This window comes from Glutamicibacter sp. (genome assembly GCF_035257265.1).
GTDB lineage: Bacteria > Actinomycetota > Actinomycetes > Actinomycetales > Micrococcaceae > Glutamicibacter.
Genome location: NZ_DATEXC010000027.1, coordinates 153,452 through 168,270 on the forward strand (window position 1 = coordinate 153,452; position 14,819 = coordinate 168,270).

The following is a 14,819-nucleotide window of genomic DNA, read 5'->3' on the forward strand; positions in this document are numbered from 1 at the left end:
ACCCCGCGATCATTCGACCGGCGATCAAAGGCATGCAACCACCCTATTTTATCGATTTATCAAGCTTTGTGTTGCACCTTCGGCTTCTTCACGTTTAGCGCGCGCCACGCCACGCTTTAGGGTTAGAACGAGGGCACCGATTTGGGCGCCTCGCTACATTGGAGGTGCCAGATGAAAATACTCTTGATCAGTTGCGGAGATGTTGCGACCGAGGCCGGGCTGCGCTTTCACGCTGCCGGACATCAAATCACCGCCTGGCGTCGTGACAGCTCGAAACTTCCCTCGGTTTTCACTGGATACAACGTCGACCTGCTCAAAGCAGATTCTTGGCCGCAGATTGATGCGGAAACCGATCTTGTTCTCTTTACCCCGGTACCGGCCACCCGTGATGTGACCGGATATGAGCGCGGCTATCTGCAGACAGCTCAACAGTTAATTGATGCTTTAAAAGCCTCCTGCCCGCGCCTCAAGCGACTCATTTATGTGTCTTCTTCGGCGGTCCTTGGCGGTTCAGAGGGGCAACTGGTCAATGAGACCGCGCCTCTTGAACCGGCCCGGCCTACCGCGAAGGTACTCGCCGACACCGAGGCACTGCTGGCCACAAGCGGTCTACCGCTGACAATTTTGCGCGCTTCAGGAATTTATGGACCGGGGCGCACCAGACTGATCGATCAGGTTCGTTCGGGTTCGGCGCAATTATCAACCCAGTCTCACTGGACTAACCGGATCCACCGCGATGATCTTGCCCAAGCCATCGTCCACGTGGCTTCGCTAGGGCAAAAGGCCGAAGCACTGTATTTGGCTACCGACAGCGAACCAGCCCAGCTTGCAGACGTTTATCTCTTCCTCGCTAAGGAACTTGGCGCGGAAATCCCCGAGCCTTCAACCGAACCTCCAGCGTCGCGAAACGCCACGGACCGTCGGCTAACTAATGCGCGACTCCTAGCGTCGGGTTTCATTCCGCGTTTCCCAAGTTACCGCGAAGGTTACAAATCAATTCTTGCTGATGAATCCTCCCGGCATGCTTAGCCGAACAAGATCCGTGGAAACAAGTGAGCCCGCTAAATTCGAAGCCCCGTAGAAAGAAGGATCACCGTGTGAGTACACCGTGGACCCCGCGAATCAGTTGGGCACAGCTCCCTGCACATGTCCGTCATGCGGTTGAAGACAACTCGGCTCACCTGTAGTTGAAGCGCACGGCCAGCAAGGCGGGTTTTCTCTTGGTACGGCGGACCGGGTGCGTGCCGCGGACGGACGCAGGGCATTTGTTAAAGCCGTCGGCACCTCGCTCAATGCCGCCGCGCCGCGGTTACATCGAACCGAAGCGAAGATCTCGGCATTGCTGCCCGCTACATTGCCAGTTCCAAAGCACCTAGGGTCATATGAAGAACAGGGCTGGGTGGCCTTGGTCCTTGAAGATATTCCAGGCTCCCACCCCAAGACACCGTGGACTCATGTCGAACTTGAACGAGTACTCGACTCGTTGCATGCACTAGTTAGCCATCCGGTACCAAGCACATTGGCTCATTTACCTGCGCTGCACACCGAGGTTGCGGCTGAGTTCACCGGGTGGGACCGCATTGGCACCGATCCGCCGACGAACTTGGATCCGTGGATTGCTGATCGTCTCCCGCGGCTCAAGGACAGTGCGCGAGTCGGGTTATCTTGTCTCGAAGGACAGTCGTTGGTGCACTCAGACATTCGTTCAGACAACCTTTTGCTAACCGCGCAAGGCGCCTACATCGTCGATTGGCCTTGGGCATGTATCGGGGCTCCGTGGTTTGATGCGTTATCGGTTCTCCTAAATGTCCGCTTGCACGACGCCGACTTCGATGTAGCATCCGCCCTGGGCAGCCATCAAGTTTTCGAAGGTCTACCGGCAGAAAGTATTGATGGGTTCCTCGCCGGGATGTCCGGTTATTTCATCGACGGCGCTCGGCAGCCCGCTCCGGCTGCCCTGCCCACCCTGCGCAGTTTTCAACAAGCACAGGGTGAAGCGGCCATCGGTTGGCTTCGTGAGCGCTGGGAACCAGTGGCCTAGAGTCAAAAGGCCAAAGGCTCGGTTAATCATCGATCCACAATGAAAAACCGAGCCTTTAGGCGTTCAGAAGTTTGCGGGAGGTTAGAAACCCTTACGCAATGGGTTGAAGTGACGTGCCAACGTGGAAACGGTCTGCCCGGTAATCTGCTCGGCGAGAATCTTGCCGGTCAATGGGCCCAGCGCAACGCCCCACATGCCATGGCCGCCGCCCACCGAGACGCGTGGCGAAGAAGTCTGCCCAACCAACGGCATGCCGTCGGCGGTGCATGGACGACCACCCACCCACTCTTCTTTGCGGTTTTCCCAGTTGATTCCCTGGTATACCGGTGCTGCAGCAGCGACAATTGCTTCGATGCGCTTTGGTTCCAGCTTGTGGTTCACGTCGCGGAATTCCATGGTTCCGGCAATGCGGAAGCGATCCCCCAACGGCGTACAAGCAACACGCTGGGACGGGAAATAAATCGGGTGCGTTGGCATGCTTTCTGGTTCAACCGTGAACGAGTAGCCGCGGCCTGCCTGGACCACCACGTTAACACCAAACTTTTTGGCCAGATCAGTCATCCATGCACCGGTAGCCATCACCACATGATCTGCGGTAATCGCACGGCCTTCGGAGCCAATGACGGTCACCGATCCACCGTTATCGCGTACATCGGTGACGTTGAACGAACCGATGATGTCTCCACCCCGGGCAATGACTGATTCGGCCAGTGACTCCATGAACTTCGGCGGGTTGATGTAGCGCTGGTTTTTGATCGCCACGCCAGCTGCAACGTTATTGGAGAGGGTCGGCTCGATAGCGCGCAGCTCATCACCGCTGAGCAACTCATAGTCCACAGAACCGCCGGTCTTCTGAATCATCTCGAATTCATGCAAGAGCGCATCGCGGTCCTTGAACGAGGTGAAACCGGTAAGGAAAGGATCTGCTGGCTTGGTTTTTTCTGCCACCCCAGGACCAGCCGAGGTACCCTCAGAAATCTCGTCAAAAGCATCCAACCCGTGGGTGCCGATTTCGGAGTAAATACGCATGGCTTCTTCCCACTTTTTAGGAGTGGAGTGCCAGGTGAAACCGAGAAGGAAGCGCAGAAGCTTTCCATCAGCCTTCAACGGAATATATAGCGGTGAGGCCGGGTCAAACATCATCTTCAAACCATTGGAGAAGATTGATGGCTCTGCAATAGGCAAGGTCAATGCCGGAGTCAGCCAGCCCGCATTTCCCCACGACGAACCGGAAGCCACGCCGCCACGGTCCACGACGGTAACTTTGACGCCGGCTTCCTGCAGGTACCAAGCCGTCGACAATCCGACGAATCCGGCGCCAACAATTACGACATGATCCGGTGCTGGTGTTACCGCCATGGGCTACTCTCCTCAAAAGACTTATATAGCTCAACAAAAGAGCCTTATGTCTTCACTGTCGCGCGAACTGCAGGGAAAATCAACGGGCACTGAGGATTCAACGGTGACGGCAACCACATATATGTGTGACCTGTATTTTTGGCTGTAATTCCAAATTTTTACCGCAGAAAATACGGTGCTTCGAAAGTATCCCCTCGCTATCCTCGGCTCGCGCTGACGATGCCTTGCGCTGAACAACGCTGAATAGAGCTCCCTGCGTAGACTGGAACGGACGACCAATTCTCATTTAGCAAAGGAACAACGACAGATCATGGCATCACGCAAGCCCGCTAAGAAAAAGGCCTCCTCGGGCCATCCAGCACGCCAAGCTGGGGCTAGTAGCGCACCGTTTGAATCTGAAGTTCGACAGGCCTTGCAGCCGTTCAAATCCCAGCTATTCCGCCATTTTCAAGCTGATGGCCAACCAGCAAGTGAAACTCGAGCTGGTTTGGAAGGTCTCACCACTTTATTGGTCGCGCATGCACAACTACGGAAAAAGGTGGATGTCACGACATTGGACCCCACCGTTCTTGGCGAACAGCTGGGGCACCTAGCTTCGATTGGCAAGGAAGTCTCAGAAGCTAGCGCGGCCATCCTCAAGCACTATCTAACTTTCTTGGGTACCACCGCGAATTTTGGCGGCAACGTTGAGGAATTCAAGGAAGTTTTTGAGTTCCTCTCTCGCATGGCCGGGGACTCACCCATCGTTGTTCCATTCATGGACGATGACGAAGCCAACTCAGTTCTGGAATCCATGCCATTTGTTTATGCGGCACGTGAATTGATTGGGTGGGTCGGCGAAGGCAAGCCAAGTGATCCCACAGGAATGATCAGCGGACAGACGCTACAAGAAGCCGCCGAAGCTCTGGGCCTCCTGGTTACCGTTGATGAGACCAGCACCCCAGAAGCCAACCTTTGGGAGCCCGAAGACGGAACCGTGGTCGCGGATCTGTCATCGGTTCCCCGCCTGGCCGCTTATTGGGATGCCTTTATCGGCACCGCCATGCTTCGCTACAGCGCACCGCAGGCTGTACCCACCGATTCACTTCGCGAAGCCCTGCTCGCATCGACCGGAGCTGGCTCACGCCTGATCAAGGAGCTACTCGCCGAGGTCATCTATTCGCATGTGCTGATCAATACCTTGCGGACTCCAGGGCAGGCCCAGGTTGCTGAGATGGTCGCTGGACTTCTCACCCATGCTGCCTCTTCGAAGCCGCCACGCACCGAATTTGCATTGCACATCCCTTCCGAAGATGACCTGCCGGTTGAGCAACACCACCTCATCTCAAGCCTTGAGGTCGCGGTCCCGCAGGTTGAAACTATCCTGCGCACCTTTGAGCGCGAAGGCCTACTGACCTTGGAAGAGGAAATCACCGTACCGGTGATCTTGCGGGCGGCACTTGAGCGCGCGCTTTCCAAGGTGTCGGACCACGTTCTTGAAAATGACCCGTCGGGAGCCGGAGAGTAACCCTCGCACTAATGGCTAAAGGGGTCCTCCGTAACAACTAAATTAGTTGTTACGGAGGACCCCTTTAGCCATTAAAGTGACTAGATGCTGCGAGTAGCGAACTGCGCATCGTGGCGTGGAAGTCGATCAAACCATGCGTCAGCGCCTGGCTTGCCAACGTTCACTATCAAGAACGACTTGTTGCGGCCATCGGTGTTCACCACGGCGTCAACCGCAGCTGCGTCAAAGCCACCCATTGGGCCAGCAGCTAAACCAACGGCACGTACTGCCATGATGAAGTATCCGGCCTGCAACCATGCGTTGTTGTTTCCAATTGCGGTGCGAGCACCCTGATCTTCAAACATTGCCTTGCGCTCTGGAGCATGCGGGAAGAAAGATGGGAATTCTTCGTGCCATTCGGTATCGAACGAAAGAATGGCCAAGGCCGGCGCAGCCAGCGCTTTTTGTGCGTTAGTGCCGGCCATAGTCTCTGAAACCTTTTGACGAGCCTCAGCGCTTTTCACCCAAGTGATGCGCAATGGCTGGTTATTCATGAGAGTTGGACCCATTTTCATGGTGTCGTAGATTGCATCCAGAACTTCATCCGAGACCGGTTCATCACTAAAGGCGTTTGCGCTACGGGCTTCGAAGAACAGCTGATCCGCCGCGTCCGAGTTAATGCTCAGCATTTCGTATGGTTGGGTTTCAGTCTGAACCGACATGTGATGCTCACTCTCGAAAGTTGATTGTATCCAAGAGGTATAACGGAAAACTCGGTCTAGGACATTCCGCATCAGCGATGTGAGCTACAGCACAACAGGTATCGGTGAGGTTATAAAAGGTACGTCGCGCCACCAACAAACTCAGGCGTGCGATGGGGGCACAACGCCGAAGAAAGATCAGTTCGTCCATGACGCAACGTACCCTTTAATCACTGCGGAACTCTTGATGATGCCACTCGCAAAACATCACCAATTTCCCTGCGGTGATCGGTCTTCACCGATACATCTATAACTTATCGCGATTCCAAGAAAAGCGAAATCATACTTAAGTAGGAGGGTAGGGCCTAGAACGGGATGCTGGCGGTAAGTACCCACCGGCCATCCACGACCTCCGCATTGAACCGGCCGCCGAAGGCATTCATCCGGTCTTGCATTCCAATAAGTCCAATTCCACCGACCGGCAGATCACTTTTATTGGGTTTTGACTTCGGCATCTGATTAGTCATTTCAAGGATCGCGTTCGACCCAGAAATCTCTAAGCGCAGACCGCAGGAACCCTCGCGCTTACCGTGTTTGATAATGTTCGTGGTCGCTTCCTGCATCACTCGATACAACGCAGTCTGCGCAGAGCGCGGAAGTTCAGAGATTTTTTCGTCGGTGTGAGAGGTCACAGAAAAACCGGATTCTTTTAACCGTTGCGTAAAGATCTCCAGACCTTGAACTGCATAAACAGTGGTTGCTGCCGGCTTATCGTCGCTTCCACCCGACGAGTCACTCATTGTCCCGTCGGTCCGCAATACGTTAAGCATCAGCCTCAAGTCGTGAAGCGTCTCAGTACTGAGCTTTGCAATGATGTCGATTGCATCGATGGCCGCCTGGCCGCTGTTGGCAAATTTTGCAGCTTTAGACTGCATAGCCACCACGGTAATGTCGTGGGCGACAATATCGTGCAGGTCCCGGGCGATGTTTTTACGTTCGCGTTCTATCGCGACGCGGTTTTGCTCGCGGCCCTCTTCCATTTGGCGGATCGCACTAAGATTTCGTTCGCGCAGATTGAATATAATTCGCGCAAGAACAAATGAGAGAACAGACAATGGTACAAGTGCGACCAAAAGGATCGCGTCATCACCCGCGCGAACTCCATATTGGCCCATCCAAATGAGCACCAGCACCAGAAACCAATTGCGGATGATTCGCGAATCGACAGTGGCGGCAAAAACACTAAAAATAATCAGCGAAAAAACTAGCCACAAGAAAAGGCCGCCATCCCAAAACCCGAAATACAGGATCGCGAGAAACGCTCCAAGCGAGGTCGATGCCCATCTAAGACCAATTGCTAATGACACCGACAGCAGCAGTCCAACTACCGCACCGCGAATCGACCGTTCTGGAGTATTTTCGATCCCGCTGGTGAGTAGCGTTAGGAATTCAGTGGCGGTAATGCCGATTAGAACCGTCAAACCCGGCAAAACGATTACGCCCCGGCCCGCAAAACATTTGTTCAGGGCGGCCTTGACTCGTGAATTCATACGCCGAATACTTCACCGGAGAAGTGGCGAAGTCAAATAAATGCTAGTTACACGCTACGTTATAGTTTCGGCAGAGCCAGATTGAAAAGTCATTTCCCCAACCCGCTGGAGTCGCTACAGCAAGTCCTGAATAGGTAGACTCGGCAACCGGTGCCGCGGTTGCAGGTGCGGCTGCAGCCAATGGGGCCGCTACCAGTGCGGCTACTGCCAAAATCTTTAAAGCTTTCATTTCAAACCCCAAAACTATTGAACTTATATACTTCGATTTAAGGCAGGTTGACTCCTGAGCTGCCTCCCATCCAAAGGAAACCAATGGAACAGATTAAGGTCCTCATCGTAGATGATGAGCCTCTTATTCGGCACGCGCTTAGCACGATCCTAGCAACGGATCAGGGAATTGTAACTGTTAATTCGGTACAAAATGGGCAGGAAGCGGTAACCTACTGTGAAGCAAACGAAGTAGATGTCGTCCTCATGGATTTACAAATGCCAATCATGAATGGCATTGAAGCTACAAAGAATATTAAATCCTTAGAAGACAGCCCGGAAATCCTTGCGATTACCGCATTTTCCTCGGACGATTATCTAGTTCCGGTCCTTGTTGCGGGCGCCAGTGGTTACCTCGTCAAAGACACTGAACCAGGCGAAATTATTAAAGCGGTTTATTCCGTTCACAATGGGTCCGCGGCCATCTCACCGTCGGTTTCGGCTGATTTAATCACCGCGGTTAGAAACGTTCACAGAACGCCTCAAGATATTGCGGACCTTATCGACGATCTGGGTCTAACTAATCGTGAAATGCAAATCCTTGGTCTTCTCTCCGAAGGGTTCAATAACACGGAGACGAGCCGGCGCTTGAATATCTCCGAGGCTACGGTCAAGACCCATATGGCGAAGATCTTTATGAAATTGGAAGTACGCGACCGGGTGCAGGCACTCATTGCGGCAACACGGCTGGGGCTCATCGAGATCCCCCGCGATGCCTAAAACCTGTGAACTACCACTCTTCCAATTGCCTAACTCCACTTTGCGGGAATAGATTCTGTCGTATTACGTTGAACATGAGCATAGACCACTCAAGTTTCTACTAGGAGGCTCATCTTGCCAGCATTTTTCGGACCACCGTCAGACGGCTCGTTCGAGGAATTCCTCTCCCGGTTCCTCTCCTCACGAGCTCAGGCTGCGCGCCCCATCGACATCACCCGTCTGCTCTCGCAGCGCACCCATGAAGCGGTATCTATTGCCGCAGGCTTCGCCCACGAAAACGGACATTCAGAAATTGATGCGTTGCACCTGCTTGTCGCCCTGCTCCGCACCGAGCCTGCCGGACAACACCTGAGCGCAATGGGCGTGGATCTTGAGGCCCTCTCCAAGGATGCAATCCAGCGCCTGCCACGCCGCGAAGAGTCAACCGAGAAGCCTTCCCGTCTCTCCTCCGCTGCGCAGCGCAGTCTCTTTGATGCGTATCAGGTTGCTCGGAATTACGGTTCGACCTATATCGATCCTGAACACCTATTCCTGGCCTTTGTCTTCTCACCAGACTCCCCCGTGGGCATGCTGCTCGCACAGCACGGCATCACTGGCCAAAGCCTGCAACAGGCGGCGATGGAGCAAGCCCAGCGCGCGCAGTCCGGCGAAGCTGAGACTGGCGAAGAACAAGACGTCTCAATGCTTGAACGCTACGGCACCGATTTGACCGCTTTGGCATCTGACGGACAAATCGATCCGGTTATCGGTCGCGATGACGAGTTGGCTCAAGTCGTTGAAATCTTGGCTCGCCGCACCAAAAACAACCCGGTACTTATCGGTGAAGCTGGCGTAGGTAAGACCGCTATCGCCGAGGGACTGGCTCGCGCCATCGTTGCCGGCGAAGTCCCTGAGCAAATCCGTGGAACTCAACTGATTTCCGTTGACCTTCCGGGGATGCTCTCTGGAACGCGTTACCGCGGCGATTTTGAACAGCGCTTGACCGGGCTGCTTGAGGAAGTCGCTGACGCGGAGGGCCAGACCATCATCTTTATTGATGAAATGCACCTGCTAGTTGGCGCCGGTTCCGGAGAATCCGGAAATATGGATGCAGCTAATATCCTCAAACCACGTCTAGCTCGCGGTGAATTGCACCTGATCGGAGCCACCACGCTAGATGAATTCCGCAAGGTTGAAAAAGATTCGGCTCTGGTACGCCGCTTCGGCAAGGTCACCGTGGGAGAACCTTCTCAGGAAGTCGCCCTGGCGATCCTTGAGGGGTTGCAAGAATCTTATGAAGATCACCACCAGGTGCAATACACTCCTGAGGCTTTGAAGGCTGCAGTCTCGCTGTCAGCCCGCTACCTGACCGACCGTCGTTTGCCGGATAAGGCAATCGATCTGCTCGATATTGCTGGCGCCCGTAGGTCCATCGCCGCTGGTGGCACCGAAGACGTACAGGCACTACGCAATGAGCTGGTCGACGCAGACCGCGAAAAGGCCCGTGCGATCGGCGAGGAACGTTATGAAGATGCCAGTGCATGGCGCGATCATAATGCTGCTCTCACCGAGCGCATTACCGCTGCCGAAAAGGCCGGTGATTCTGGGATCACACGCATCGTTGATGAAGCCCAAATTTCCGAGGTCATCGCGCGCTCGACCGGAATCCCGACCTCCCGGATCAACGGGGATGACAAGAACCGGTTGGCGTCTTTGGAAGAACAGTTGCATGCCTCGGTTATCGGCCAGCACGACGCAGTTGCGGCTGTCTCCCGTGCGGTGCGCCGTAGCCGTACCGGTTTAGCTCCGGCACAACGTCCAATTGGTTCCTTCTTGTTCCTCGGCCCGACCGGCGTCGGTAAAACCGAGCTGGCTAAGGCGTTGGCTAATAACCTGTTCGGTTCATCCGATGCCTTAGTACGGATCGATATGAGCGAGTACGGCGAAAAGCACACCGTCTCGCGGCTCATCGGTGCCCCTCCAGGCTATGTGGGGCACGACGAGCCAGGGCAGCTCACCGAAAAGGTACGCCGCAACCCTTACTCGGTGATTTTGCTCGATGAAATCGAGAAGGCTCACCCCGATGTATTCAACGTGCTCTTGCAGGTCTTGGATGATGGGCGTCTGACAGATACTGCCGGTCGCACCGTCGATTTTTCTAATACCCTGATCTTGATGACCAGTAACCTCGGCGGTGAATACCTCGCTAACAAGGCCGGCAATTTTGGTTTCACCTCGATCAATGCGAGTAGCGAGAAGGCTGAAATTCGGGCCAAGGTCATGGGCAAGGTGCGTGAGTTTATGCGTCCCGAGTTCCTGAACCGCCTGGACGAGGTACTACTCTTCGGTAAGCTCAGCGAGTCTGAGATTGCGCAGATTGTGAACCTGGTTCTCGACGAGACCGGCAAGCACCTCGCGGAGCAGGAACTGAAACTGCACGTCACCGACGCTGCTGTTTCATGGTTGGCAACGGAAGGCTACGATCCAGAGTTCGGCGCTCGTCCCCTGCGTCGTCTGGTTCAGCGCAAGGTCCAAGATGCTATTGCGGATCTGCTGATCGGTGATGAACTCAATGCCGGTGACACCGTAGAGGTCGACTTCACTGCAGGACAGCTAAAGGTTGCCAAGCAGGTCCCAGCCGCGGAAATCGCATCAAGCGAACCGGTCATGGACTACTTCGGCAGCTAAAAGGTTCTCACAAGAGGGGCTAACGGATCATTCCGATCCGTTAGCCCCTCTTGTGTTTAATCGTCACTATTGATTCCAGAATCTAGGTCGTTACGGAGCAATGAATTCGCAACTTGTTCTGTAGTAGAGCCTCGATAGACTGACAATTGACCAATTCCCCGGAGGTTTCATGCGTTCGCGTAGTCTGTTTGCCATTGTTGCTGCGTCTTTAGTGCTGGCAGGATGCTCAAGTCAGCCCGACGCGATTGCCTCGGTATCTCCGCCTAATGACAAAGAAACTCACGCTCCTGCTGCTTCTACTTCACCTTCGGTTTCGGCTACCTCAACTGTTGAAGCGGCGGCTGTTTTGCCCCCCTATAGAGGCAAGCGGTCAAGACTGGGCTGATTCGAAAATCCAAGCTTGGCTGGATAACTCGGGGATCAAGTCGGTGAAGGGGTTCTATCCCCCAAACAATTTGATGATCAGTTGGAGCGGTTCAGCACCGGGGCATCTCGAGATAGTCCTGGATAATTCATATCAATTCAACCAAGACGGAATGCTTCAAAGCTACGAACGTCCCACCGATGAACTTCGAATAATGGGCCTCGTGATGTTCGAAAGCATCGGTGAACAATCACCGGAATTAGAATCAGTAACTTTTGCTACCGAGAATGGGAAATACTCGGGCACTTACTCCCGATCCCGAACTGGCGCCGACCCTAATGATCGTGATGCTTGGGCTAAAGAGAAGTACGTGCAATGGCTCGATTCGATGAATGATACCTATGAGTCATTTTGCGGTGCGACCATCAAAAAGATTGAAACTTACCGTAGCTGCATCCCGACCGATCCACACGCGTACATTGATTCCGTAGAGTCACCCAAGTTTGGTTACCTTGTAGTGAAACTGTCGTCTGGTGCTTGGCAAAAGAATACGTATGATTCAGCACCATTGGATGGAGTCAGACTAGTTTCCAGCAATATGTTGATCAGGATCAATGCCAAGGCCCATGGAAATGAACAGGTGGAACAACTGACCGTCATAGTCGAGGGATACGATGAAACGAGCACCGAGTTCAAGAATCCTCCCATGGAGTAGTCTCGCCGCACGCACCAGTCCAGACTCATTGAAGACCCCAGAAAGAACTACGCTTGATTCTATGAGCCAAGAAATTTTTATCCCATGGGAAGATGGCCATTTGAGCGCATCTCTAGACGCTGCGGATGATGCATACGCGTTTCTTATCTTGGCTCACGGGTCAGGTGCCGGAAAAGATCATGTCTTCATGGCTGGGTTTGCTTCAGCCATAGTGCAACACAAGGTCTCGGTATTGCGCTTCAATTTTCCTTACATGGACGCCGGTAAAAAGTTCCCAGACAAGGCGCCGGTTGCCGTTGCCGCGTGGAAACAAGTCCACCAGTGGGCCGCAGATAACCTTGCGGCGGACCTTCCCATTTTTACCGCAGGAAAATCCTTCGGTGGACGAATGGCTTCCCTTGCTGTCAGCGAAGGGATGCCCGCCGAAGCATTGATTTTCTTGGGCTACCCACTGCACGCCCCGAAGAAGGAAGACAAGCTCCGCGACGAGCACCTGTACCCACTCACCATTCCTATGCTTTTTCTTGAGGGAACCCGCGATCCATTCGCCAACCCAGCGATCATCAACCGTATGGTTTCGGACCTGAACGAAGAGAGCCAAATTGTCTGGTTTGAAGGCGGGGACCACTCATTTAAAGTTGCTTACTCGGGCCGTTCGGTAACCCAGGATGGCGCCGCATTAGCCGAGCCCACCGCCGCGTTTATTCGTAGACGGCTTAGCTAAGACTTCAAAAAGTCTTGGGGGCCGGACAGAAACTCTCGCCACTGCCTAATGAGTTCAAGCTGATCGTATTCACTTTCGCGCATACCCCAAGAACCGATTTCTAAGATCTTAGCGCCCGGAAACGCTGCCAGAACGGGCGAATGAGTGGAAATGATCAGCTGCGAGCCTCGCTCTACTATTTCACGCAACTTCCGCACCAAAGCACAGCATCCTGCTAAAGACAAAGCTGATTCAGATTCGTCCAGAAGCCACAGACCTTTGAGATTTACTCGCTCATCGACGAGGTCCAAGAAAGATTCGCCATGACTGCGCTCGTGCAAGTCCGAGCCCAACGCCGATTGTTCCAAGTATGTGTAGAAGGAGTGCATGGTTTCTGCACGAAGAAAGAACCCCTTCCGTGAGGCAGCCGCACCCCGATGGAGTTTAAGCATTTGTGCGAGGGAAGATTCCGATGCTCGGGTCACGTGCATCGCGCCGGTAGAACCACCTTCCGGGTTCATCCCGTAGGCGATCGCCACCGCTTCGAGCAATGTAGATTTGCCAACACCATTTTCTCCAACAATCACGGTGACCCGACCCAAATCCAGACCTTCGAGAAGCAGTTGCCGCACCGGTGGCAACACCAATGGCCATTGCACCGCCAGAGCTGCTCCCGGATCCACCGACTCCACACGACGCACGGGCAAGAAGAGGTCGCTTTGATTCATCGCCACAGGATGTCTAGCGCTGTCGTTGCAAGAATCGGTAAACCTCGGTTTCATCTACGCCAGGGAATGCTCCGGTAGGCATCGCTGCCAAAAGGTGCGTATTTGCGCGAGTAGACGGCCAAGCGTTTCCAAACCATTCGCTGGATAACTCCGCCGGTGGGCGTCTGCAGCAGTTTTCATCTGGACACGTTGACTGGCAACGTTCCTTGGTGTCCCGTCCACGAAACCATTTAACATGTTCAAAGGGAACCCCGATGGACAGTGAATACAGCCCCGAAGAGTGCCGTTCGGTGCGCGCAGTGCACCAGTAGGTGCCATTTACCGTGTCGGTGTACTGCTCGAAGGAACGGAATTTATCCATCTGTTCAAAGACCACGCGACTGGTCCAATAACGGCAAATACTCTGCCCTTCGATAGCGCCGGTGTGATCCGCTGGGAAATTAACTCGGTCATTTTCATAGGCCTTATGCAATATCCCCGATTCGTGGACCTTTTGAAAATGGCACGTTACTCCCAGGTGTTCCGTCGCCAAGTTGGTAAACCGGTGAGCTGCGGTTTCATAGGAGACCGCAAAAGCGTCGCGTAAATCCTCAATCGCAATTTCTCTTTTGGCCTTCGCCTGCCGCAGGAATTCGGTGGTTGATTTCTCGGGCATCATCAGGGCAGCGGCAAAGTAGTTGGTCGCGACGCGTTGGTCCAAAAAGTTCGCATAGCTGGTGGGGGCTTCGTGGCCCAGAATGTAATGTCCCAACGCCTGAAGCAGGACCGAACGTGGATCATGTTCCGAGCGGCTGGCCTGTGTTAGATAAATTCTCTTGTTCTTCAAGTCAGTCACAGAGCGGGTGGAATGCGGAAGATTCCCAACAAATCGGAGGCTGAATCCAAGGTGTTCAGCGATATCGGCTGCACGATGATGCGATAGCGGTCCAGCGTCATGGCCGACTGCTGCAAGCACCTTCGAGGCTTCTTGTTCAATTTCCTTGTAGTAGTTATTACGTTGACGCATCTCTTGACGTAGGGCGGTGTTCGCGCGCCGTGCTTCTTCCGGAGTCGCGGCTTGTTCTTCGAGACGGCGTTCTAGTTCGTTTTGCAATCCTACGAGTGATTCGAGTACGTCCATGGGTAAACGCGTACCTACTCGTACCTTGGGCAATCCCAATGCCTCATAGAGCGGGCCTCGTTGCGCACGTTCCAGGTCAATTTCCAATGCTGCACGGCGTGTAGGTGGCTCGGATCCCAACAGATCGTCCACTCCTACTTGCAATGCTCGTGCCAATGACTTGAGCAACGAAAGTTTTGGTTCCCGCTTCCCGTTTTCTATCAGTGAAAGCTGACTGGGAGCCGTTCCTACTAACGCTGAGACATCGTCTAAAGTTAACGACTTTGCTTTGCGCAAGTGGCGAATTCGCCGGCCAAGCGCCAGCGTATCAAGCTCCGGGTCCAGAACAGACTCCGATTCGACGTCAACGGAGAAATTACGATTCCATGTGGGTGCAGTCACATTCCCAGCCTAAGCGA

12 protein-coding genes are annotated in these 14,819 nt (G+C 54.0%); 7 read left to right on the plus strand and 5 right to left on the minus strand.

What is annotated here, in order from left to right; all coding sequences use genetic code 11:
- The first annotated feature begins 171 nt into the window (after positions 1-171).
- Together VJ369_RS06745 and VJ369_RS06750 are read left to right on the plus strand one after the other, a co-directional pair.
- Positions 172-1,029: an NAD(P)H-binding protein gene (locus VJ369_RS06745; protein WP_324091323.1), complete on the plus strand. Its 858-nt coding sequence runs from the start codon at positions 172-174 to the stop codon at positions 1,027-1,029.
- A 208-nt stretch (positions 1,030-1,237) separates the two neighbouring features.
- Entirely contained in the window at positions 1,238-2,041 is an 804-nt protein-coding gene (locus tag VJ369_RS06750) for an aminoglycoside phosphotransferase family protein (RefSeq protein WP_324091324.1), read from the plus strand.
- Positions 2,042-2,122: 81 nt separating this feature from the next.
- On the opposite strand, the gene VJ369_RS06755 is transcribed toward VJ369_RS06750, so the two are convergent.
- Positions 2,123-3,400 carry an FAD-dependent oxidoreductase gene (locus VJ369_RS06755; RefSeq protein WP_324091325.1) on the minus strand — a complete coding sequence of 426 codons (1,278 nt, stop codon included), beginning with the start codon at positions 3,398-3,400 and terminating at the stop codon, positions 2,123-2,125.
- 310 nt (positions 3,401-3,710) lie between these two features.
- On the opposite strand from VJ369_RS06755, the gene VJ369_RS06760 reads away from it, so the two are divergent.
- A complete protein-coding gene (locus tag VJ369_RS06760; protein ID WP_324091326.1) occupies positions 3,711-4,907 on the plus strand; it encodes a hypothetical protein in 1,197 nt (398 codons plus the stop codon).
- An 80-nt stretch (positions 4,908-4,987) separates the two neighbouring features.
- Here VJ369_RS06760 and VJ369_RS06765 read toward each other — a convergent pair whose 3' ends face one another.
- Both VJ369_RS06765 and VJ369_RS06770 read right to left on the minus strand, forming a co-directional pair.
- Positions 4,988-5,608: a malonic semialdehyde reductase gene (locus VJ369_RS06765; RefSeq protein ID WP_324091327.1), complete on the minus strand. Its 621-nt coding sequence runs from the start codon at positions 5,606-5,608 to the stop codon at positions 4,988-4,990.
- Positions 5,609-5,952: 344 nt separating this feature from the next.
- Positions 5,953-7,137 carry a sensor histidine kinase gene (locus VJ369_RS06770; RefSeq protein WP_324091328.1) on the minus strand — a complete coding sequence of 395 codons (1,185 nt, stop codon included), beginning with the start codon at positions 7,135-7,137 and terminating at the stop codon, positions 5,953-5,955.
- A gap of 312 nt (positions 7,138-7,449) precedes the next feature.
- On the opposite strand from VJ369_RS06770, the gene VJ369_RS06775 reads away from it, so the two are divergent.
- From VJ369_RS06775 to VJ369_RS06790, 4 genes are all read left to right on the plus strand, one after another.
- Complete coding sequence (locus tag VJ369_RS06775; protein ID WP_324091329.1) at positions 7,450-8,124, plus strand: response regulator transcription factor; 675 nt, start codon at positions 7,450-7,452, stop codon at positions 8,122-8,124.
- 114 nt (positions 8,125-8,238) lie between these two features.
- Positions 8,239-10,791, plus strand: coding sequence for an ATP-dependent Clp protease ATP-binding subunit (locus tag VJ369_RS06780; RefSeq protein WP_324091330.1), 2,553 nt, complete (start codon positions 8,239-8,241; stop codon positions 10,789-10,791).
- Positions 10,792-11,057: 266 nt separating this feature from the next.
- Positions 11,058-11,870, plus strand: a complete 813-nt coding sequence (locus VJ369_RS06785) for a hypothetical protein (RefSeq protein ID WP_324091331.1) — start codon at positions 11,058-11,060, stop codon at positions 11,868-11,870.
- Between the two features lie 61 nt (positions 11,871-11,931).
- Positions 11,932-12,594, plus strand: coding sequence for an alpha/beta family hydrolase (locus VJ369_RS06790; RefSeq protein WP_324091332.1), 663 nt, complete (start codon positions 11,932-11,934; stop codon positions 12,592-12,594).
- Here the strand turns inward: VJ369_RS06790 and VJ369_RS06795 are convergent.
- Together VJ369_RS06795 and VJ369_RS06800 are read right to left on the minus strand one after the other, a co-directional pair.
- Positions 12,591-13,301: an AAA family ATPase gene (locus VJ369_RS06795; protein ID WP_324091333.1), complete on the minus strand. Its 711-nt coding sequence runs from the start codon at positions 13,299-13,301 to the stop codon at positions 12,591-12,593. The genes VJ369_RS06790 and VJ369_RS06795 overlap by 4 nt on opposite strands.
- Before the next feature lie 13 nt (positions 13,302-13,314).
- The gene (locus VJ369_RS06800) at positions 13,315-14,802 is read right to left on the minus strand and encodes a helix-turn-helix domain-containing protein (RefSeq protein WP_414652627.1); all 1,488 of its coding nucleotides are present in this window, start codon (positions 14,800-14,802) and stop codon (positions 13,315-13,317) included.
- Between the last annotated feature and the right edge of the window lie 17 nt (positions 14,803-14,819).